This is a genomic window from Shewanella sp. 10N.286.51.B2 (genome assembly GCF_041469265.1).
GTDB lineage: Bacteria > Pseudomonadota > Gammaproteobacteria > Enterobacterales > Shewanellaceae > Shewanella.
Genome location: NZ_JBFRKH010000016.1, coordinates 74,194 through 94,663, shown reverse-complemented (window position 1 = coordinate 94,663; position 20,470 = coordinate 74,194). Strand labels below are relative to the sequence as shown.

At 41.7% G+C, this 20,470-nt stretch carries 17 protein-coding genes and 1 pseudogene; 12 read left to right on the top strand and 6 right to left on the bottom strand.

Translation table 11 applies throughout. The features are described from left to right. Positions 1-427: 427 nt before the first annotated feature. A complete protein-coding gene (locus tag AB4140_RS04970; RefSeq protein WP_102437550.1) occupies positions 428-2,131 on the bottom strand; it encodes an FAD-dependent oxidoreductase in 1,704 nt (567 codons plus the stop codon). A 331-nt stretch (positions 2,132-2,462) separates the two neighbouring features. Between AB4140_RS04970 and AB4140_RS04965 the strand changes: the two genes are divergently transcribed. Further along, a complete protein-coding gene (locus AB4140_RS04965; RefSeq protein ID WP_076537249.1) occupies positions 2,463-2,882 on the top strand; it encodes a YeeE/YedE family protein in 420 nt (139 codons plus the stop codon). Continuing rightward, entirely contained in the window at positions 2,875-3,297 is a 423-nt protein-coding gene (locus AB4140_RS04960) for a YeeE/YedE family protein (protein ID WP_198589356.1), read from the top strand. The genes AB4140_RS04965 and AB4140_RS04960 overlap by 8 nt, the downstream gene beginning before the upstream one ends. 136 nt (positions 3,298-3,433) lie before the next feature. Here the strand turns inward: AB4140_RS04960 and lgt are convergent, their stop codons facing one another. Beyond that, entirely contained in the window at positions 3,434-4,231 is a 798-nt protein-coding gene (gene lgt, locus AB4140_RS04955) for a prolipoprotein diacylglyceryl transferase (RefSeq protein ID WP_303410866.1), read from the bottom strand. A 280-nt stretch (positions 4,232-4,511) separates the two neighbouring features. Between lgt and AB4140_RS04950 the strand changes: the two genes are divergently transcribed. The 6 genes and pseudogenes from AB4140_RS04950 to AB4140_RS04925 all read left to right on the top strand — a co-directional run bounded on the left by AB4140_RS04950 (position 4,512) and on the right by AB4140_RS04925 (position 10,927). Beyond that, a complete protein-coding gene (locus tag AB4140_RS04950) occupies positions 4,512-5,075 on the top strand; it encodes an isochorismatase family protein (RefSeq protein WP_372000026.1) in 564 nt (187 codons plus the stop codon). A gap of 308 nt (positions 5,076-5,383) precedes the next feature. Beyond that, positions 5,384-6,859, top strand: coding sequence for a CotH kinase family protein (locus tag AB4140_RS04945; protein WP_102531624.1), 1,476 nt, complete (start codon positions 5,384-5,386; stop codon positions 6,857-6,859). 306 nt (positions 6,860-7,165) lie between these two features. Beyond that, positions 7,166-8,755, top strand: a complete 1,590-nt coding sequence (locus tag AB4140_RS04940) for a PAS domain-containing methyl-accepting chemotaxis protein (RefSeq protein WP_303410872.1) — start codon at positions 7,166-7,168, stop codon at positions 8,753-8,755. Positions 8,756-8,861: 106 nt separating this feature from the next. Then, complete coding sequence (locus tag AB4140_RS04935) at positions 8,862-9,731, top strand: DMT family transporter (protein ID WP_102437559.1); 870 nt, start codon at positions 8,862-8,864, stop codon at positions 9,729-9,731. A gap of 204 nt (positions 9,732-9,935) precedes the next feature. After that, positions 9,936-10,130, top strand: a pseudogene (locus tag AB4140_RS04930) (IS3 family transposase); the annotation flags it as partial. Positions 10,131-10,366: 236 nt separating this feature from the next. Further along, a complete protein-coding gene (locus AB4140_RS04925) occupies positions 10,367-10,927 on the top strand; it encodes a CBS domain-containing protein (RefSeq protein ID WP_372000025.1) in 561 nt (186 codons plus the stop codon). A gap of 225 nt (positions 10,928-11,152) precedes the next feature. Here AB4140_RS04925 and AB4140_RS04920 read toward each other — a convergent pair whose 3' ends face one another. The 3 genes from AB4140_RS04920 to AB4140_RS04910 form a co-directional block, all read right to left on the bottom strand. Then, positions 11,153-12,112, bottom strand: coding sequence for a GGDEF domain-containing protein (locus AB4140_RS04920; protein WP_372000024.1), 960 nt, complete (start codon positions 12,110-12,112; stop codon positions 11,153-11,155). Positions 12,113-12,280: 168 nt separating this feature from the next. Further along, entirely contained in the window at positions 12,281-12,919 is a 639-nt protein-coding gene (locus tag AB4140_RS04915; RefSeq protein ID WP_372000043.1) for a fumarylacetoacetate hydrolase family protein, read from the bottom strand. Positions 12,920-13,059: 140 nt separating this feature from the next. Then, complete coding sequence (locus tag AB4140_RS04910) at positions 13,060-13,488, bottom strand: RimK/LysX family protein (protein ID WP_102437565.1); 429 nt, start codon at positions 13,486-13,488, stop codon at positions 13,060-13,062. Positions 13,489-13,718: 230 nt separating this feature from the next. Between AB4140_RS04910 and AB4140_RS04905 the strand changes: the two genes are divergently transcribed. The 4 genes from AB4140_RS04905 to AB4140_RS04890 all read left to right on the top strand — a co-directional run bounded on the left by AB4140_RS04905 (position 13,719) and on the right by AB4140_RS04890 (position 19,372). Further along, positions 13,719-14,390 carry a DUF2461 domain-containing protein gene (locus tag AB4140_RS04905; RefSeq protein WP_102437567.1) on the top strand — a complete coding sequence of 224 codons (672 nt, stop codon included), beginning with the start codon at positions 13,719-13,721 and terminating at the stop codon, positions 14,388-14,390. Between the two features lie 183 nt (positions 14,391-14,573). After that, entirely contained in the window at positions 14,574-16,253 is a 1,680-nt protein-coding gene (locus tag AB4140_RS04900; protein ID WP_372000023.1) for a phosphoethanolamine transferase, read from the top strand. Between the two features lie 129 nt (positions 16,254-16,382). Continuing rightward, positions 16,383-17,783, top strand: a complete 1,401-nt coding sequence (locus tag AB4140_RS04895; RefSeq protein ID WP_372000022.1) for a BamA/TamA family outer membrane protein — start codon at positions 16,383-16,385, stop codon at positions 17,781-17,783. Positions 17,784-17,977: 194 nt separating this feature from the next. Further along, entirely contained in the window at positions 17,978-19,372 is a 1,395-nt protein-coding gene (locus tag AB4140_RS04890) for an RsmB/NOP family class I SAM-dependent RNA methyltransferase (RefSeq protein WP_372000021.1), read from the top strand. A 419-nt stretch (positions 19,373-19,791) separates the two neighbouring features. On the opposite strand, the gene cysC is transcribed toward AB4140_RS04890, so the two are convergent. Next, positions 19,792-20,430, bottom strand: coding sequence for an adenylyl-sulfate kinase (cysC, locus tag AB4140_RS04885; RefSeq protein ID WP_303446009.1), 639 nt, complete (start codon positions 20,428-20,430; stop codon positions 19,792-19,794). Positions 20,431-20,470: the final 40 nt, after the last annotated feature.

The window sequence follows — 20,470 nt, the reverse complement described above, 5'->3', positions numbered from 1 at the left end:
TTCCCAAAAAGTACGATGAATCTTATAAAAAACGGTTTCTTCTTTACAGCATGGACATAACTTTGAGTAATTCATCATGTTTACCTAAGGTTTAAAAGTATGTAGCCACCTCCTTGTTCTCAAAGTACTTTCACCATGGGGTGTCGCAGTTATTATCTTCTAGGCTCACATACATTATTTAGCTTGCTACAGCTATAAGCCGTAACCTACAGCCTTAAAAATAAGCTAATTCAGCTTACAAGTGGTAAATTTAAATGATTAAGTTGAATTTCAATACTAAAGTTTTAGCCATTGAATTACTGAGCACAATAACTAATTAGAGATAAAAGCATATTCAACTTATCTCAGGACGGGACAGTTAACTTAAAAAAAAGCCTGCAAATTACTGCAGGCTTTTTTAATAACAACTAAAAATTAAAAAAAGCTTTTATGCTTTAGCAAACTTATAGGTGCGGTAACCGCCGATAAGGTTTCGGGCTTTAAAGCCGTTATTCACCAGCTGACGATAAGCGACGTTACCGCGCAGGCCTACTTGACAATAAATGACGATTTCTTTGTCTTTTGGTAATTCGCTCATGCGTTGACGCAGTTGATCTACAGGGATATTAATCGCGCCAGCGATACAGCCACCCGCTTCAAGCTCGCCTGGGTTACGGACATCTAACAAGAGTTGATCTGCCGATAAATCATCCATTTCTTCAAAATGTATCGCGCTTGCATCACCTTTGATAAGGTTATTGGCTACAAATGCCGCTTGGTTGATGACATCTTTAGCGCTGCCATAAGGCGGTGCATAGGTCAGTTCAAGGTCTTGTAGCTGTTCAACTGTCATACCGGCACGTTGGGCAACCGCCATCACATCAATACGTTTATCGACCCCATCTTTGCCCACTGCTTGAGCGCCAAAAATCTTGCCTGTTTTAGGGTCAAATAGCATTTTAAACGAGACAATTTCTGCGCCTGGGTAGTAGCTTGCATGGCTTGCGGTATGCACATACACTTTTTGGTATTCAACGCCATCACGCTTTAATTGCTTTTCATTTTGACCTGTTGAAGCAACTGCAAGGTCAAAAATCTTACAAATTGCGGTGCCTTGTGTACCCTTATAGGTTTCATTGCGGCCAAGCATATTATCTGCTGCCATACGCCCTTGGCGGTTAGCTGGCCCTGCTAGCGGCACTAAGGTTTGCTTACCAGTCACAAAGTCTTTGTCTTCTACTGCATCACCAACGGCATAAATATCTGGATCACTGGTTTGCATGTTTTCATTGGTATAAATACCGCCTAAATCGCCAATTTTTAAACCCGCTTCTTTAGCAAGTTTGGTTTCAGGTCGAACACCAATGGCCATAATAAGAATATCAGTCTCTAAGGACTCACCATTATTAAGGCTAAGGCTTAACTTACCTTGCTTGTGTTGGTGGGCTTCATTTTCGCCCGACTCAATACTTAAGATATGATCGCAAGGAGTAAACTCAACAGCTTCAAGTGCTACTCCAAGTTTTAAATCCACACCTTGCTGACGAATTTCAGCATGAGCAAATCCTGCCATTTCACGATCAACAGGAGTCATCACCTGCTCGGCCATTTCAATTAAAGTGGTTTTTATCCCTAGTTGATGAAACGCTTCCATCATTTCTAACCCAATAAAGCCACCGCCAACCACTGTTGCGTGCTCGGGTTTATTGGTTTTGATGGTATTAAGAATGCGATCCATATCTGGGATATTGCGTAACGAGTGCGTCAGCGGATTATCAATGCCAGCAATAGGCGGAACAATGGGGCCAGCACCAGGGCTAAGTAACAGCTTGTCATAAGTTTCAGTGTATTCATTGCCACTGATCAAATCTTTTACCGTGACCGACTTAGTTACGCTATTGATTGCAGTTACTTCATTCATGACGCGAACATCAACGTTAAAGCGTGCCAAGAAACTTTCTGGCGTTTGTAGCAATAGCTTGCTTCTATCTTTGATGTCACCACCAATATGGTAAGGCAAACCACAATTGGCGAACGATACGAACTCGCCTCGTTCAAACATGATGATTTCAGCATCTTCACTAAGACGACGAGCACGCGCTGCAGCTGATCCGCCACCCGCTACACCACCGATAATTAAAATTTTTGACATGACTCTCTCCCGTTACAACCGATTGCTGAACTGAAATAACTGTAATGGCAACTTAGTGTTTTGCGACGATGTCGTCTGCCATACTTTTTATTCATCGTTCTATATAGTCCACATATTGAATAAAACACATTATCCATAAGTTTTTTCTAATGCACAACTAGTTAAACAAAATTTCATAAGATTAGATTTTATTAATATACCCGCTCTTGTATACTGCTCTAAAACCTTGCTTTAACAATGGCTTGTGTGAAATTAATGCTGCGTGATAGCGTTAATTGTTACCACGCTGACAATTAGGTGTTACAGCCGTTAAATTATATTGGAGTGTTGAATGACAGAATTCACCCCTTGGAGTGCCTTATTTGGCGGAATGCTATTAGGCCTTTCGGTAACCATGCTCATGCTATTGAGTGGCAAAACAGCCGGGATCAGTGGCATTTTAGGCGGCATTTTTGGCGCTAACAACAAAGACAGAGCATGGCGAGTGGCTTTTGTTATCGCCATGGCTGCCAGTTTATTGTTTGACCCTTTAATGGGCCTTCACACTGCCGCTTTACCTGACTATTCATTAACTTGGTTATTGGTTGGCGGGTTAGCTGTCGGTATTGGTACCCAACTCGCTAATGGCTGCACTAGCGGCCATGGTATTTGCGGCATAGGTCGCCTATCAATGCGCTCAATGATTGCCACTGTGATATTTATGTTAAGTGCGGCGTTAGTGGTGTGGTTGTCTGGAGGTGTGCATGTTTAAGGTCTTAGTAGGGTTAATCACCGGGCTGTTATTTGGCTTAGGTATGAATATTTCGCAAATGGTAAACCCTTACAAGGTGCTTAATTTTTTGGATGTCACCGGCAATTGGGATGGCAGCTTAGCGTTTGTTATTGGTGGCGCACTATTGGTATTTTTGCCAAGTTATCATTTTTTAATCAAACCCCGTACTCATGCCGTTAATGGCGATGAAATGCCAACGACGCCACAGGGGCTTACACCTAAGTTAATTATTGGCTCAGTTATTTTTGGTCTTGGCTGGGGAATGGTAGGCATTTGCCCAGGACCTGCGGTGGCAAGTTTGTTACGCGGTGAGTCGGCGATTTACTGGTTCATGGCCAGTATGCTGCTTGGCTACTACGGGAGTAAAAAGATCTCTTGGCCAATGAAAAGCTAGTCCCCTTAAGAAACGCAGTAGGACCTTGCGCGATTAAGCTCAAGTGAGCGCTTAGCATTTTGCAGCACCAAAATATCTATCCCTTTTTGAAAAATGCCAGCGATATAATCGCTGGCATTTTTTTTATCGCTTAAAGCTAACTGACTGAAGCATCTGGCAGCTTTTTCATATAAGCCATAACCACTAACCCTAGCCCCAATAGCACAAATGGCACGCTAAGCATTTGCCCTACGCTCATACTCCAATCTTGGGCAAAGTCAGCCTGTCTTACTTTTACAAATTCAATTAAATAACGTGAGCCATAAACCAACGCTAGAAATAGCCCTAATAATGCCCCTTGTTTTTGTTTCATCTCAGTAAAGCGATATAGCAGCCACATTAGAATAAATAGCCCTAAATAGGTGATTGCTTCATATAATTGCGCCGGATGACGTGGCAGCATATCAATACGCTGAAAAATTATTCCCCAAGGCTTATCTGTTGGCACCCCGACAATTTCTGAATTGGTAAAATTAGCCATACGGACGAAAAAGCAGAAAATCCCCGTAGCAATGGCAATGCGATCCATCAAGAATAAAAACGGTAACTGCACCTTGCGTTTATAAAGGTACATGGCTAATAACACGCCGACCGTGCCGCCGTGACTGGCAAGCCCGCCTTTCCAAATGGCAAATATTTTTAAGGGGTTGGCAAAGTAATAGCCTGGCTCATAAAATAACACGTGCCCTAATCGCGCCCCCACAACAATGCCAACCACGCAATATATGACTAAATCATCTAATGACTCAACATCAAGCTCTTCAAGCACATAAATACGCCTCATAACCAAAAAACCACTGATAATGGCGGTGGCAAACAACACGCCATACCAATGTATTTTTAGCCCCATAAACGACAACATAACAGGGTCTAAATTCCAAACTATATGCTCCAAAATCGATGCTCCATATCGGATTGAACAATAAACATGCTAACAAGAGTATTACGTGCTTCTAGGTGGTAATTCAAGCAGTTATTATTCATGGCTTTGAGTTAGCAGCAAAATCATCCTTATCCCAAGTAAAGTTATTTTCCGTTACTGCTGTCATTTATCACCAAAAACCAACGATACTGCCGACTCAGAGATGCTAGCCCTTGTCCGTTAAGCTATGATGGTATATTGGGTGTATTGATCCTCGTCAGTCAAAGCCGCTTAACAACTAGGAGCTATCGTTATGAGTATTACCACCATTGATGCCCAAACAGCCTTGATCGTAATCGATTTACAACAAGGTCTGGTGACCTTAGATACTTGCCACCCCATCCAAGAAGTCATCGAGAATAGTTGTAAGTTAGTGTCGTTATTTCGCTATGCCAGTTTGCCCATTGTATTAGTTAATGTTGATGGCATCGCTCCTGGGCGCACCGAACAAGTCAGAGTGCAGCAACAAAAACCAGAAAATTGGAGCCACTTGATTGATGAGTTACAACCTCAGCAAGAGGATTTACAGTTAACCAAAAACACTTGGGGCGCTTTTACTTCAACTGAGCTGCATAAATACTTAGCATCATTAAAAGTCACTCAAGTGGTCATTAGTGGCATAGCCACCAGCATGGGAGTAGAGTCAACCGCAAGGCAAGCATTTGAGCTGGGCTACAATGTCACCATCGCTACAGATGCCATTACTGATTTTAATATGGATGTTCATAACAATAGCGTTAACTCTATATTCCCAAAGCTGGCTGAAACCGGTACCACTGCAGATATTGTCGCTAGAGTTTCTACTGACCACGCCTAGTCTTAACTGACCACGTATAGTCTTAACTGACAACGAGTAAGCACTAGGTTAATAATACAGTCCCATCGTTTTAACCGCTTTCAGCCCCCTAAATCCATAGGTGATTGCAGCGATTGACTGCACCGCTTAACTAACGACCTATCAAAATGGTGCCATCTAGGCGGTTCAATCAAGACAGTTCAATAAAACTACTGCTTTGTTCCACCCTTTCTGCACCAGTTCTGCACTTTAATTGATTACCCTAACCTGACAATAACCTTGTATTCCGTTCATTTACCAAAAAATAGCGTCATTATCAGGAGTTTCTTATGCTCAACATTGCTTGCTTTTCATCGACTCGATTAACCGGGATCCCCTTACAGTTTTTATTACTCGCAAGCCTTAGCTGTGGTTTATTACTTTCAGGTTGCAGCGGTAACGACGAAACCACAGAGCCCGAAGACACCACACCTGAAACTGGCATTATCATTCCAGAAGAGGATTACAGTGACACAGATTTTGAGACCATTGATTGGACTGATGAGACTCACAGTAAAAATGTCGATCCTAATTTTGAAGAAGTATTCAGTGATACTGAAGTCAAACGCTTAGATTTTGTGGTTACCGAAGACCGCTGGAATAGCATGCTCGATGATATGACGAACACCTACGGCAGTTTTGGCACATCTTCAGGTTCTAATAGTCTTCTAGATAGCGATGAAAACCCAATAATGGTGCCTGCGGATATCTATTATGAAGGCAAGCAATGGTATCGCGTTGGGATCCGCTTTAAAGGTAACTCGTCGTTGCAATCAAGCTGGCAGAACGGCGTGCTTAAGTTGTCGTTTAAGTTAGATTTTGATGAATTTGAAGATGATTACCCCCAAATCGATAACCAACGCTTTTATGGTTTCAAAAAGTTAAGCCTGAAAAATAACTATGATGATGAGTCACTTTTACGTGAAAAAGTCGCTGCTGATGTCTTTAAAGATGCGGGCCTTGCAGTATCACATACCGCTTTTTACACCTTGTATGTTGATCATGGTGACGGCCCTGAATATTTTGGCTTATATACGCTGGTTGAAGAAGTCGACGATACTGTGATTGATAGCCAGTTTGCTAGCGATGATGGCAACCTATATAAACCAGAAGATGATGGTGCCATGTTTATTGAAGGCACATTTAGCCAAGACAACTTTGAGAAGAAAACCAATGAAGATGATGAGGATTGGTCAGATATCCTCGCATTATTTGACGCCTTACATGACGATACTGCCAGCACTGACCCACAAACCTGGCGCGCAAACCTTGAAGCGGTATTTGATGTGGATGTGTTCCTTAAGTATTTAGCCGTAAACGGGGTGATTCAAAACTGGGACACCTATGGCCTAATGCCGCATAATTTTTACTTATACAACGACCCAGATACCGCAAAACTCACCTGGATCCCATGGGACAATAATGAAGCCTTACAAGATGGCAAAATGGGCGGCGCTCTAGCGTTAGATTTTGCCGATATTAATTCAAACAGCTGGCCACTGATTGCTAAAATTTATGCCGATGACACTTATCGCGATACCTATAACCAATATTTACTCACTGTAATTAATGATGCCTATGAAACGAATAAAATGCAGGCGATCTACAACAGTTACTCAGCATTAATTGAGCCCTATGCCACCACTGAATTGTCAGGTTATTCATTCTTAGAAAGCTCAAGTGACTTCTATCGCGCTATTGATGAGTTAATCGAACATGCAGAAAATCGCACTGAGGCCGTGGTTGATTATCTTGATAAGCAATAGTGATTTCTGAAGCTTTAAATTGTTAATCTATTTATTGCAAAATTCGGTCTAAGCAACAAATTAGGGAATGACAAAAGACCTGAGGAAAGCAATTCCCCCTTTTGGCTGCTTAGCTGTTTTATCTCACTTGGTCATTTTGCCCTTGTAATAATAAGACACGGTGAAACAGATTAATTTTAAAGTTAACATATTGAAATGCTAATATTTAAATCTTAACAATAGATCATAAATACTTGACCGCTATCAATTTATCCATAATGCAGCTCAGGCAAAATGTAGCCACTTTTATATCCTCTAATGGTTACCATGCGTATAAATCAACCTATTATAAATAGTGAGCGAGCACTCACCAATAACTGCATTCTGTTATCGACCACCGACCTTAAAGGAAACATTAAATACGCCAATCAAGAGTTCATCAACATCTCAGAATTTAGCGCAGATGAATTACATGGGCAGCCCCATAATATTGTTCGCCATCCAGATATGCCGCCCCAAGCATTCGAGTCTATGTGGCAATGTATTAACTCCGGAAAACCTTGGGTTGGTATCGTCAAAAACCGTACTAAAAGCGGTAAATACTACTGGGTTAATGCCTATATCTCGCCAGTATATGAAAATGGTGAAATACATGAATTTCAGTCGATTCGTCGTAAAGCAACCAAAGCCCAAATTGCGACTGCAGAAAAGGTTTATCAGCAACTCAATGATGGCATAGCGCCAAAAGAACTCGCTAGTCCCATCATGAGTTTTGTCGGCAAGCTAAGTTTATGGGCAATGTTTATCTTGTTAATCAGCACAATTGCCACCAGCATGATTTCAACTCCAGCCCTTAGCATTGCGGCCGCGACAATCTGCACTATTGTCGCAGCACTAGGCATAAACTACCTTTGCCAACCCTTGAAAGCGTTAATGGTTAAAGCCACTACCATCATTGACGACCCCATTGCCTGCGGCATTTTAACCGGTAGCCAAACTGACATAAGCAAAATCGATTTAGCATTAAATTACTTAATCACTGAAACCGGTGGCGTCGTTGGCCGCATGGCTGATTCAGCCACATCAATTAGTGAACAAAGTGAGCAACTTAATCAGACTATTATTGATACGCGTGAGCGTGCTCAAAGCCAATGCCAGCAAACTACTCAGGTCGCCACAGCCATGGAGGAAATGACCACCAGCTTTACTGAAGTCAGTGATAACACCAATAACACAGCTCAAGAAATTACCCGTAGTCATAACGCTTCCACATTAGGTCAGGAACGTATGGTGAATGTAGTTGCTGCCATTAGTAAGTTAAGACAAGAAGTGACCCATTTCTCAACCATTGTTGAATCAATTGAACATGACAGCCATGCTATTTCAGCAGTACTTAGTGAGATAAAAGGCATTGCTGAGCAAACTAATTTGTTGGCGCTTAACGCCGCCATTGAAGCCGCCCGAGCGGGGGAATCTGGTCGAGGTTTTGCCGTAGTGGCTGATGAGGTGCGTCAATTGTCGATGCGAACCACTGAGTCCACCACTCAAATTGGTAGCATTGTGAGCAATTTTCAGCAAAGTACCCAAAGCGCAGCTAAAGCTATGGATGCAGGTCAGGCACAAGCGGATCTTTCAGTGAAATTAGCAGAGGATGCCGATAGCGCTTTTGATCAGTTACGCGCCTCGTTAGATAATATTCAGGCGATGGCAGAAATGAATGCCACCGCCATGAGCCAACAAGCCTCGGTAGCCGAAGATATCAGTCAATCCATCGTGGTGATTAATGAGTTATCCAATACCAGCTTAGCGCAAACAGACCAAGCTAAAATCAAATGTGAGCAAATGACTCGTTTATCCAATAAAACGGCCAACTTGTCGAAGCAGTTTTGGCAACAAAGCGTTCAAAGGGAGCATTAATTCCCATAGAGCAAAGTCGCTATTTAAAAAGCACGATGTGAAAAAGTCGCTAGAATTAACACTAAAGGGTCGAGTTTTCGCCCCTTTTTTCATTTAAGGTTTACATATGTTTAAGTCGGCGCGTCCCCATATCCAAATGCTATTTTTCACCTTCATCATTGCGATGACTTTTCCTGTAGGCAAGCAATTAATGCTTGAGGTTCCACCAATGATTGCCACTTGGCTTAGATACGTTATTGCTGCCTCATTATTTGTGGTCCTATTAATTGTTACTCGGCGCTTTAATTTACCTAGCGCTAAAAGCCTATTGCGTTATGCCTTAGTATCCTTGCCCGCACTGGGTTATTTTTCTGCCATGTTTAGTGCCTTAACTAAAACCTCGGCCTTTGCCACCAGTGCACTCTCCACTGCGCTGCCGTTAATTACGGCTGTATTAACCATGCTAATTTATAGAAAGGTGGGTAAGTTAAGCCATTGGTTAGCACTTATTGTCGGCTTTAGTGCGTCACTTTTTTTAGTCCTGCAGCAATCGAATGCTAACTTGGATTTTGAATGGAACACAGGTTACAGTCTGTTTATGCTGGGCTGCATTGCTATGGCAGCTAATCCTCTGGTCATAAAAGCCTGCTATCGACAAGAGAACTTTATGGTATTTACTGGCTGGAGCCTAATCGCTGCCGCGATTATATTATCGGTTTGTTTAACCCCACAGATAATCGACTTCAACTGGCAACAGGTCTCTGGCAATGCTTGGTTGGCGTGCTTATACCTTGCTGTTTTTGCCACTGCGATTAGCTTTTTCCTGTTTCAAAAAGCCAGTGTAAAATTAGCACCGCAACAAGTTTCAGCTTATATTTTTCTAATCCCGGTGTTTGTATTAATGACAGGTGGCAATATCGATGTTAACTGGATTTATACAACCATTGCCATGCTACTGCTTAGTGCGGCAATGTATTTACTGATGCGAAAGCAATAAGGCATCTTTATAGCGCTATTCGCGTTAAGTGTTGGCCTTAGGTCGTAGCACATTCCAACGTAGCTGTTTTTAGGTTTGTAAAAATGCCTGTGTTGTATTTCTGTGTCGCCATACTTTGTTGATAGCCGTTGTCTTGCAACAGCAGCACTTAGTTTGTGGAGTGGAGTCAGTAGTGTCATAGCTAATTTGGCCACCTAGTTAGAGATGATATCATCACCTCATAAGTTAACAGGTGACACTATGAGCAACGTACAAGAAGACTTTTTCGCGCAGGGTTCAAACTTGAATCTTCTCAATTTAGTGCTAGCTCAAAATTACTCAATTGTTGAAGCTGCTCAAACCATGAGTGTAGGCAAGCCAACCATGGATAAATGGATTCGTCAATTTAGAGAGGTTCGACATTAACACAAGTAGGCACACACCACACATAAAACTCACAACCACAACAATGGCTTAACCAATATTAAATGTCATTCATGTACTTGCCTTACATGTTTAAGCAGCGCTATTCTTACTGCCTAAGGTTATGGTTTTTTTGATGCCCCTCAATTTTAAACGTCGCACCAATCCTGAAAGTTAGCCAACGCTATATTCAGTTACCAGATCTACTTATTTTAATGTAACGGAGTTAGCCAATGAGAAATTTACAACTATTCAGCACCGCATCTGTCGATCACTTACTATGGTCAACCAAAGTTCAAGTTGCACATATGGACTCACCTGCATTAGATATTTTTACTGACTTTGATGTTGCCCGTCCAATCGTAGTTGATGCGTCAACCACTGCGGTAGGCACAGGTAAAATCATGGAAAAAACCCATGCTTATATGCGACTTGTTATTGATAAGGATGATAAATTCCTTGGTGTGGTTACCATGCAAGAGCTCTCACATCATAATTTATTAATGACAGCGAAAAAGCTAGAACACAACATTGATGAAGTGCTAGTGACTGATGTCATGGTAAAAAGAGAAGATCTTCAAGCGTTTGACTATGATCAAATTGCCACTGCAAAAGTCAGCGATGTGGTACGTATTTTAAAAGAAAACAGCTTGCACCATATGTTAGTGATTGATCACGAACTTCATCATATTCGCGGTATTATTGCAGCTAGTGACTTAGCAAGAAAACTAAGTGTGCCAATTGAAATTCATCAACGCCCTTCATTTAGTCAGATTTTTAACACTGCCTGCTAGAGAAATCTGCGGTGAATTAACTCTGAGAATGATACAAATTCAATCTATAAGCCTTACTCTACAGGCTTATAGATTTAACATTCTAGATCCATATATTCAGATAAACCCAAATTGTACTTATACCATCGCCCAAACCGTATCCAGTCAACCTAGTGAACTACCCCCGCAACTTTCGCTTCGCTCGGCTCACGGGGATCTCGACAGATATTGATAAAGACACCATAATTAAGCCACTTCAAGTGTAAATTCAATGCAGCAATTTTTGCCCTGCTCTTTGGCGCGATAAAGCGCACTATCCGCTTTTTCAATAAACTCTCTGGCCGTTGTATCAGCATCTGGCGTCATGGTAACAAAACCCACACTCAGTGTGACCAACGATTCCGCCCCTTGAAAGTGAGGAATAGTTAATTCATAGACACCTTTGCGAATATCTTCTGCCAGTGCAGCCGTATCTACATTTTCGCCATAACAAATAATGGCAAACTCTTCGCCACCATAGCGGCACACCACATCTGTCGAACGGCTGCATACTCGGGCAATACACTGAGCCACTTTTATTAAGCATTGATCGCCCTGATAATGACCCAAACTATCGTTGTAAGCTTTAAAGTAATCAATATCACACATGATTAAAGAGACATTTTTCTGTTCTCTTTTGGCTAAGTTAATAACAAAATCTAATTGAGAATCAAATTCTCGGCGGTTATTAAGCCCAGTTAAGCTATCAATTTTCAATAATTGAAACAGCTCAGCACTGGTGCGTTCACATTCAATCACTCCAAATAATATGATTGCGTTGCCCTTATCATCACGCAGAACCGCCCTTGCCTTACTGGTAAAATAAAGTACTTCATCAACGCGACTGTCGTAGTAAGGAAAACGATTATTAAACTCTTCGATGACACCGTTTGTTAATTTAAGATAATCATCGCGGATCTTGTTGGCTTTTTGGGAGTCTTTGATAGCAATATTTTTATTGTAATCTCCAGCAATGGGACAGGTTTTTTTAACGCTGTGATGGCTTAATTGTTTATCCAAAGCAAACATGTCACACATACTATCGTTGCAATAATAGGTATTACTGTCTTCAGATAAATCGATTAACCACCATGAGACACCAGAGAAATTGAACAAGTTTTGATATAAATTATAATAGTTTTCTATACAGGAATTAGGAAATGTCATATTTAATTAGCCGCTCATTTATAGCTAATTTATTAGCCTGATAACAGACTAACTTTCCTTTTAGCAGGATTTAAGATAAAGGTCTTTCGCTAAAAGTATAGACCTTAAAATCAAAATTTCCTCTTTAAGCGTTCGCGGCTAAGCATCAGATTACCATCTTGAACAAAACTATTTAGCCAACCATTGCTGGGTTAACTGCGGAACATTATTAAGCATGTAGTTTTCAAGTGAGCGGCTATCGCTGTAGTCTATTGCGCGCCATAATTTTACGCTAAAGCAGTCACCCACATTAACCACGCCGACGCCTTTAGGCGTACCGGTCATCACAATATCACCGTCTTCTAAACTGATAAATTCAGTTAACGATTGCTTAATGGCAGATGTGCTATACATCATTAAGTCGCTGTGACCCACTTGGATAACTTTTTCGTTGATTGATAATTGAAAAGCCCACTTTTCGCAGGCTGATTTACCTAATGAATCAAGGGGAATAAAGTCACTGAATAGCGCCGAGCCGTTAAAGGCTTTTGCCCGTTCCCAAGGTAGTTGCTGGGTTTTGAGGCTAGATTGCAGTGCTCGTTTGGTTAAATCTAACCCCACACCTACAGCTGAAAATTGGTTATTTTTCATGACAAAACATAACTCAGTTTCGTAATGAATAGGCTCTTGTTGAAAGGCTATAAGCTCTGTTGAGATGGCCGAATTGGGTTTTAAAAATACCACCATATCTGCAGGCATCTCATTGCCCAGCTCTTGGATATGATCGACATAATTACGACCAATACAGACGATTTTAGAAGGCGTCATCTTTACAGGGCTTGTATTAGAAATAGCAGCTAAAGCCGAAGACGATGAGCTAACGGTTGGGTTGATGATTGATACGGAATGTAAAGCCACGATAAGTCCTTATTTTATGACTCAGTTTTGTGAATAAAAACCAATTTAAATTAAGCGCCAAGCAAGTATGATGCGGATGAATCTACCAAAAATCTTCCTGATAATGCCCTTCTGCCCAGCAGCATTCTAAATTGCATATTGTCACGAGCAGTCAATGTCAGCTCAATATCAAAATGATGCTCACCAATGATAATCGGCGTTTTTATCACATAACGGCTGGTTATATGTCCGCCAGAATCTTTGACATTACGACGATCAAACACCGCAAACTCACACACAACTTCACGCAGCGACTTTTGCTGAGGATGAAACCACACTTTAATCCAATCTTGGTCATTTTTTATAAAGGGTTCAATTTTAAAAGCATGTAAGCATGATGTTTTGGCGCCGGTATCAATTTTCATATTGACCCGTTCATTAGCAATTTCTGGAAATGTGGCCCATTCACACCAACCAAGCACTTGTAACGATGTCGTCATGGTAAACCTTTAACGTTTTCTGTTTAATCCCAAGGCTAGACTATCAATACTGCATTAATTAGCCTTTGACAGTGCATAGCGCTAGCTTAATATAAGCCTTTCTGATACTTAACCCTAGCTGTTAATAGATTGAATTTAACCTTAATCTATATGATTGAACAAGTATTTGAACTAATGGTTATCATATGCCGTTATGAGACAATGAATGATTAAGACTAATAAGGCAGCCAATGTATTCTCAACAAAGCTTTAATTTTTTAAGTCAGTTAGCTGATAACAACAACCGAGAATGGTTTAAGCAACATCAGCAAACCTATGAAGATTTGGTGCGCACCCCAACCCTTAAGTTTATCGAAGCCATGCAAGGGCCCATCCTCAGCTTATCGCCAAGGCTGACTGCAGTACCTAAAAAAGTCGGTGGCAGTATGATGCGCCCTCAACGAGACAGTCGATTCAGTAAAGATAAAAGCCCTTATAAGCTTAACGTCGGTATTCAGTTTCGGCATTTTCAAGCAAAAGATGTCCATGCCCCGGGCATATATTTACACCTTGCCAATGATGGTTGTTTTTTAGCGGCAGGAATATGGCATCCTGAATCAAAAGCCCTCAATGCCATTCGTCATTGTATTGATGAAAACCCTAACGGTTATAAAAAGGCTTCGGTACAATTAGCCGCAGCTGGGTTTGAGTTATCTGGGGACCGTTTAATAAGACCACCGCGTGGATTTGATAAAGATCATCCATTCATTGAAGAATTAAAGCGCAAAGATTTTATTGCCATCAAACCTGTCACCATTGAGCAAGTCTGCGCTGATAATTTTGTTGAGTTCTGCGCTGAAGAGTTCAAGCATACCATCGGTTTAATGAGCTATTTATGCTTTGCCTTAGACTTAGATTTTTAGTGATAATGACTTATATCATCGTGATAAAACGGCCGTGGATAGAGTTTGCTTTAAACAGATAAACATTCGCCGCTAAACGAGACTAACCAAGACACTGAAAACCGTGTCGGTGAATTAGCGGACGACTATCCAAATTTCAACTAGTATAAAACTAGAGACTAACATCACCAGCAGGCATTTAATATGACAGCATTCTCGCGCCTATATTCTGCCATTAACCCAAAAGAACTCAGCAAAGAAACGATGATAGTGCTGATGGCGCTGTATTTTGCGCTGGTGATTAACTTTGGGCTTATCCAACGTATTTTTCAATTATCAGCTGATAGCCATTTAGTGTTCTCTCTTACGCCGGCGCTCGTACTCTTGGGCATTTTTATCATTGTTTTTTGCTTATTTTCGTCTCGGTTTATCTTTAAACCCTTACTGACAATCTTACTGCTCACCTCTGCAGCAGCCATGTATGGCACCATGAAATACCAGGTATATTTTGATTACGCCATGATTGAAAATATCTTTGAAACCAATACTGGCGAAGCCCTGTCCTATATCAGCACCACGTCTATTTTATATATCGTGGTGTTTGGACTAATTCCAACCATATGGTTGTGGCGAGTGCGCCTAACGCCATCACAAAGCGTAGTTAAATCCTTAATGAGACGCTCAACATTAGTGGTTGTAGGCTTAGGTTTAATAGGAGTCGTGCTGCTAGGCTTTTATAAGGACTATGTGTCCATGGGGCGAAATAATACTTACCTTAAAAAAATGATCATACCAGCCCATGCTTTCAATACGGTAAAATATCTTTATAAAAACAACTTTGTCACCCCCTTGCCTTATACCGTTAGAGGCCAAGATGCACGCTTAATCGATATCAACCCAACTAAGCCAACTTTATTTGTACTGGTCGTCGGCGAAACAGCCCGCGCTCAAAATATGGCTTATTACGGTTATCATCGAAACACCAATCCTTACACTGAAAATTTAGACTTCATTATTGTTAATAACGTCAGCTCATGTGGCACCGCGACCGCGCATTCATTACCTTGCATGTTTTCCGACCTCACTCACGATAATTATAACCGTGAAAAAGCACTGGCCAGTGACAACCTACTAGACATTATTCATACAGCAGGCGCAGAAGTGGTGTGGCTTGACAATGATGGCGGTGATAAACATCTGGCAGCCCATGTGATTGAGTTTAATATTCCGACTGACTCAAGTGATGACTTGTGTGACGGTAGTAGCTGTTATGATCAAGTTCTGGTGCGCGAGTTCGCTTCACATATCGAGCAGAGATTAGAAAACAAGCAGCAAACCTTAACCAATCAATTATTGATATTGCACACGATAGGGAGCCATGGGCCTACCTATTTCAAGCGTTACCCTAAAGATAAGCAGCATTTTAGCCCCGCCTGCGAGCGCAGCGATCTTGAAAATTGCAGTGATGAAGAAATCATCAATGTCTATGACAATACCTTAGTTTATACCGATTATATTTTGTCAGAAATCGTAAAACTATTAGAGCTATATGCCAGCGATTATGAAGTGGCAATGATGTATATCTCTGATCATGGTGAATCACTAGGTGAAAGCGGCATGTATCTTCATGGCACCCCTTATGCCTTTGCGCCAGCAGAGCAAACCCATGTGCCTTGGTATCTATGGTTACCAGAAAGCTACACCCAGTCAAAGCAACTCGACCGTCAATGTATCATCACGCAAGTGAGTCAGGGGACACATTCCCATGACAATTTGTTTAATACGCTTATCGGCTTGTATGGCGTCGATACCCATTTACTCGATACTTCGCTTGATCTTAGCCATTCTTGCAAGCAAACAACTGAGCTTTTGGGGACAAAATAGCATTTAGTGATAGCGATTTAATCTCTGCTATCACTCGTCGCCCTCAAACTAGTCGCAATAAATATGGCCTAAATTAGCCGCCGAATTAGATTTTTAATCAACTTCATCTATATTTATCTAATAAATAAAATGATTAACTATCAGCCCGTTAATTACGTACTCACCGACAATGTTAAAGGCTCACGGATGATAAAAATGCGCTTTTCCCGAGCTTCGACTCGATACTATTTCACCGCCCTTTTGGCCTTTTCACTATTACTGACGCAATCTTTTGCCCATAGCGCGCCAAAGAATATCAAATCCATCGTTAATCGCGCTGAGTCCCCAAAGGAAGGCACAGAAGAGCTGATACTCCCCTACGCTTTCAGCACTGACTCAATGGGATTAAACTTAGGCATTGGCACTATGGTCAGTGGTTATGGACAAGAACAAATGACGATTGGCGCTACTGTCTATGGTGGCGATGTCAGTTACGGTGTTGGCGCAGGAATTTGGAACTTTAAAATACCACGAACCGAACGCTTCTTTTTAAGTGCCGTTGGCTTTGTCGGTTATTATCCACAGAAAAAAGCCTACGCAGGGGGCACCTTAAATTATACCCCTGCAGGCACACCTATCCCTGGTAGTAATGACTCATCAAATGAACAGTTTTTACAAGCTGATGGCTCGTCAAACTGGTGGAATATACAGCTTGAATACACTCTGCCTATTGGCGCAACACGTGATAAAGGCCAAGTACACTATGAACTAACCCGCGGCTTGCTGAGCTCAAAACCCTCTGGCGGTGACAGCTGGAATCCGCTTGAGTCTGGAGCCACAGTGGCGACACTGAAACAATTTAACCGCTTTGAAACCTTTGAATTTGAAGACGGAGAATTAGATGGCGCCGTTCATGCGATGAGTTTAGGACTGCTTTATGATAATACCGACTTTTCACGAAACCCCAGTTACGGCAGTAAGCAGTTTGTCGCCATTTCCCATGATGCGGCTTGGCTAGATTCTGATAATCAGTGGACATTTATCGAATTTGAAGCCAGTAAATACTTCTCTTTTGGCGCCTCCGACTGGGCATCCCAGCGTATATTAGCGTTAAATTTTTGGACAGGTTACTCGCCCTCATGGAAGCTTGAGTATAACGACGAAGGAGGCAGGCGGATCACCAATGATGCCCCTTACAGCGAAGGCGCAACACTTGGTGGTTTTTATCGAATGCGCGGTTATGACAACAGCCGTTTTCACGATAAAGCCTCCATATATGGCACTGCTGAATATCGCTACACCTTTAAAAACAATCCCATTGAAGATGTAAACTGGCTTAAGTTTTTACGCCTAGATTGGTTTCAATTAGTGGGCTTTGTTGAAGCAGGCCGCGTTGGCGAAGCTTATACTGCCAATGAATTATTAACTGATTTAAAGTTTGATTATGGCGTGTCACTTAGGGCATTAACTGCAGGGATTATCATAAGATTTGACCTTGCCCAATCAGATGAAGCGACCAATGCTTGGGTGATGGTAGACCATCCGTTTTAAAAGAGCGCTTTACTAAATTGTCTTTTATCCACAAGAATGGAAGGCGACTAATCTAAGGATTAGTCGCATTTGAGGTCACATCCCTTGATTTAACCGCTGTTGACCTTGCAACCGCGGATTTAACAACAGTAGCAGTCATGGTAAACTGCAGCACAATTATCCCCATTGCGCTGCAAAGCCAACCTGAGTGAGTCATGGAACCAGTTAATCAACCCCATCTTCAAGCTAATACTCCCGCAGAAAAAAGAGCACTGAGCTACTCTGCCACCATCAAAAAGTTATTCGATGAAGTATTAGACACTAAAATGCCTGCTGATAGGATTGTGGCGAACTACTTCCGTGAGCACAAAAAACATGGCTCAAAAGATCGCCGCGTGATTCGTGAAACCTTATTTGGGCTATTTCGTTGGTGGGGTTGGCTAAAAAAGCTTGGTTCTCAGCATGAGCAACAAACTTGGTATCAAATGCTCAGCACTTGTGCCTTACTTGAGCATCATCAATGGCGTCAGTTTGCTGATGCGTGGCAACACTTTGGCGGCTTTAGCCCTGAAAAAATCAGCTTGATAAATCACACCATTGACGCTAATGATGTTGCTAACTCATCTAATCCGCAATCAAGTACAAACTTTGATGTTAGCCATAAAAATAGCCTTATGGGCCAGTTATTCACGACCATTGAATTTGCTGAAACCCAACTATTACCCGATTGGTTTTGGGCGCTATGCACCATTGATGATCAGCAAAACAAACTAAAATTGATTGAAGCCATGAGTAGCCGTCCTCCCATTTGGGCAAGAGCGCAGCGCATTAATACAGCATCCGCAGTCACCACATTACAAGCAGCTGGTATTGATGCCCTAGCCAATGAATACTTTACTGATGCATTAAGCCTTGGCAGTAAAAGCATTAACCTCAATGACGTTGATTTATACAAACAGGGCAAACTTGAAATTCAAGATTTAGCCTCACAAGTTATCGGTAATGTTTGTCAGCCTAAAGCAAACGAGCAATGGTGGGATACCTGTAGTGGCGCCGGTGGTAAGACATTACAACTGCGCTCATTGATGCTGCAAAATGCCGCCTCAAACAACAATACAACAGGTAGCATCACCGCATCAGATATCCGCTCAAAAGCCCTAGAAGAGCTTAATAAGCGCGCTAAACGGGCAAACTTTGACAGCATTACTGTGGCGCGCTGGAAAAGCGATGCTTTACCGGTAGCTAAAGCCCATTTTGATGGCGTACTGGTTGATGCCCCATGTAGTTGCACTGGCACATGGCGCAGAAACCCAGATATGCGCTGGATAGATGAGCCAAGCTGTATCGAAGATAAGCCAGCACTGCAGTTAGATATCCTAACCCGCAGTGCTCAAGCGGTTAAACCAGGCGGCAAACTCGTCTACGCAACCTGCTCGTTATCGTCGCTTGAAAACGAGCAAGTGGTGCAGCAATTCTTACAACACAATAGTGACTTTGAGTTGATCACCAGCGTACATCCATTTACCCAAGCTAAGCATGAGCATATTACTGTATGGCCCTTTGAAGCCAATAGTGACGGCATGTATGTGGCGAGAATGATAAGAAAGTAATTAGTGGATATATTGGTATGCCAATTAAAAAGGCCTTCACAAACATTTGTGAAGGCCTTTTTATTTATTCAATGGCAGCACTCAATAGCAGTACTGTATGCCCGTATTAAAGTTTGATAAAAAATATGGTTATCATGAACGGTTACAACTCAATAGTTTAATAATTTTCTGAGGGCGGATATCGTTTTCTTATAATAAAGTTTGTTACTTTAGCGTGCCGCACTTGTTCAAGCTCTCTGAATAGCAGGAATAATTTTTAGGCACACTTTGCATCCTTTATATTAATGCTTTTTGAGCCGCTTCATTATCCTTTACTCTAGCCATAAGCACCATAGGATCAAATGTGGATTCTTTGAAGCCAAATCTTGTGTAAAAACCTTTGGCTGAGAAGTGCTTTCTACCATGCTTAAAACCAAGCCTTACGATAAGTAACCGTTATCTGTTAAATAGCTAATCACTTGTAAAGCACATTGCTCAATATCTTGCTCTGCGGTCTTCACATGAATTTCAGCATTCGTCGGCGCATCATAAGCTGAGTTAATGCCGGTGAAGTGTTTAATCTCGCCCGCTCTGGCTTTTTTATATAACCCTTTAGGGTCGCGTTGTTCGCAAATCGCTAACGGGGTATCAATAAAGATTTCGATGAATTCATCTGCTGCCAACAGGCTTCGCACCATGTCGCGATCAGCTAAAAAAGGCGAAATAAAAGCAGTAGACACAATCAGCCCCGCATCGACAAATAGCTTGGATACTTCACCAACCCTACGAATATTTTCAACTCTATCAGTATCAGTAAAGCTTAAGTCACCATTTAGGCCATGGCGAACGTTATCACCATCGAGCACATAGGTTTTACAGTTTAGATCATGAAGCATTTTATCAACTGCATTGGCAATTGTAGATTTACCAGAGCCACTTAACCCTGTGAACCATAAAACGGCAGGCTTATGACCATTTAGCTTAATGCGCTGTGCCCGAGACACACTTGCCAAGTGCCAAACAACATCTGTTGACTTGTCACCAAGCACATTAACGTCTTGGTAGGGTGTATTTGACATAATTATTCCTTGTTCACTTTTTAGTTCTGTTAATACTGAC

Excerpts from the sequence above, each read along its gene's own strand:
- AB4140_RS04920 (WP_372000024.1), bottom strand. The coding sequence starts at position 12,112 with ATGACATTTCCTAATTCCTGTATAGAAAACTATTATAATTTATATCAA.
- AB4140_RS04925 (WP_372000025.1), top strand. The coding sequence starts at position 10,367 with ATGAGAAATTTACAACTATTCAGCACCGCATCTGTCGATCACTTACTA.
- AB4140_RS04950 (WP_372000026.1), top strand. The coding sequence starts at position 4,512 with ATGAGTATTACCACCATTGATGCCCAAACAGCCTTGATCGTAATCGAT.
- AB4140_RS04905 (WP_102437567.1), top strand. The coding sequence starts at position 13,719 with ATGTATTCTCAACAAAGCTTTAATTTTTTAAGTCAGTTAGCTGATAAC.
- AB4140_RS04895 (WP_372000022.1), top strand. The coding sequence starts at position 16,383 with ATGATTAACTATCAGCCCGTTAATTACGTACTCACCGACAATGTTAAA.
- AB4140_RS04945 (WP_102531624.1), top strand. The coding sequence starts at position 5,384 with ATGCTCAACATTGCTTGCTTTTCATCGACTCGATTAACCGGGATCCCC.
- AB4140_RS04890 (WP_372000021.1), top strand. The coding sequence starts at position 17,978 with ATGGAACCAGTTAATCAACCCCATCTTCAAGCTAATACTCCCGCAGAA.
- AB4140_RS04960 (WP_198589356.1), top strand. The coding sequence starts at position 2,875 with ATGTTTAAGGTCTTAGTAGGGTTAATCACCGGGCTGTTATTTGGCTTA.
- AB4140_RS04940 (WP_303410872.1), top strand. The coding sequence starts at position 7,166 with ATGCGTATAAATCAACCTATTATAAATAGTGAGCGAGCACTCACCAAT.
- AB4140_RS04900 (WP_372000023.1), top strand. The coding sequence starts at position 14,574 with ATGACAGCATTCTCGCGCCTATATTCTGCCATTAACCCAAAAGAACTC.
- AB4140_RS04965 (WP_076537249.1), top strand. The coding sequence starts at position 2,463 with ATGACAGAATTCACCCCTTGGAGTGCCTTATTTGGCGGAATGCTATTA.
- AB4140_RS04970 (WP_102437550.1), bottom strand. The coding sequence starts at position 2,131 with ATGTCAAAAATTTTAATTATCGGTGGTGTAGCGGGTGGCGGATCAGCT.
- AB4140_RS04915 (WP_372000043.1), bottom strand. The coding sequence starts at position 12,919 with ATGACGCCTTCTAAAATCGTCTGTATTGGTCGTAATTATGTCGATCAT.
- AB4140_RS04935 (WP_102437559.1), top strand. The coding sequence starts at position 8,862 with ATGTTTAAGTCGGCGCGTCCCCATATCCAAATGCTATTTTTCACCTTC.
- AB4140_RS04910 (WP_102437565.1), bottom strand. The coding sequence starts at position 13,488 with ATGACGACATCGTTACAAGTGCTTGGTTGGTGTGAATGGGCCACATTT.
- cysC (WP_303446009.1), bottom strand. The coding sequence starts at position 20,430 with ATGTCAAATACACCCTACCAAGACGTTAATGTGCTTGGTGACAAGTCA.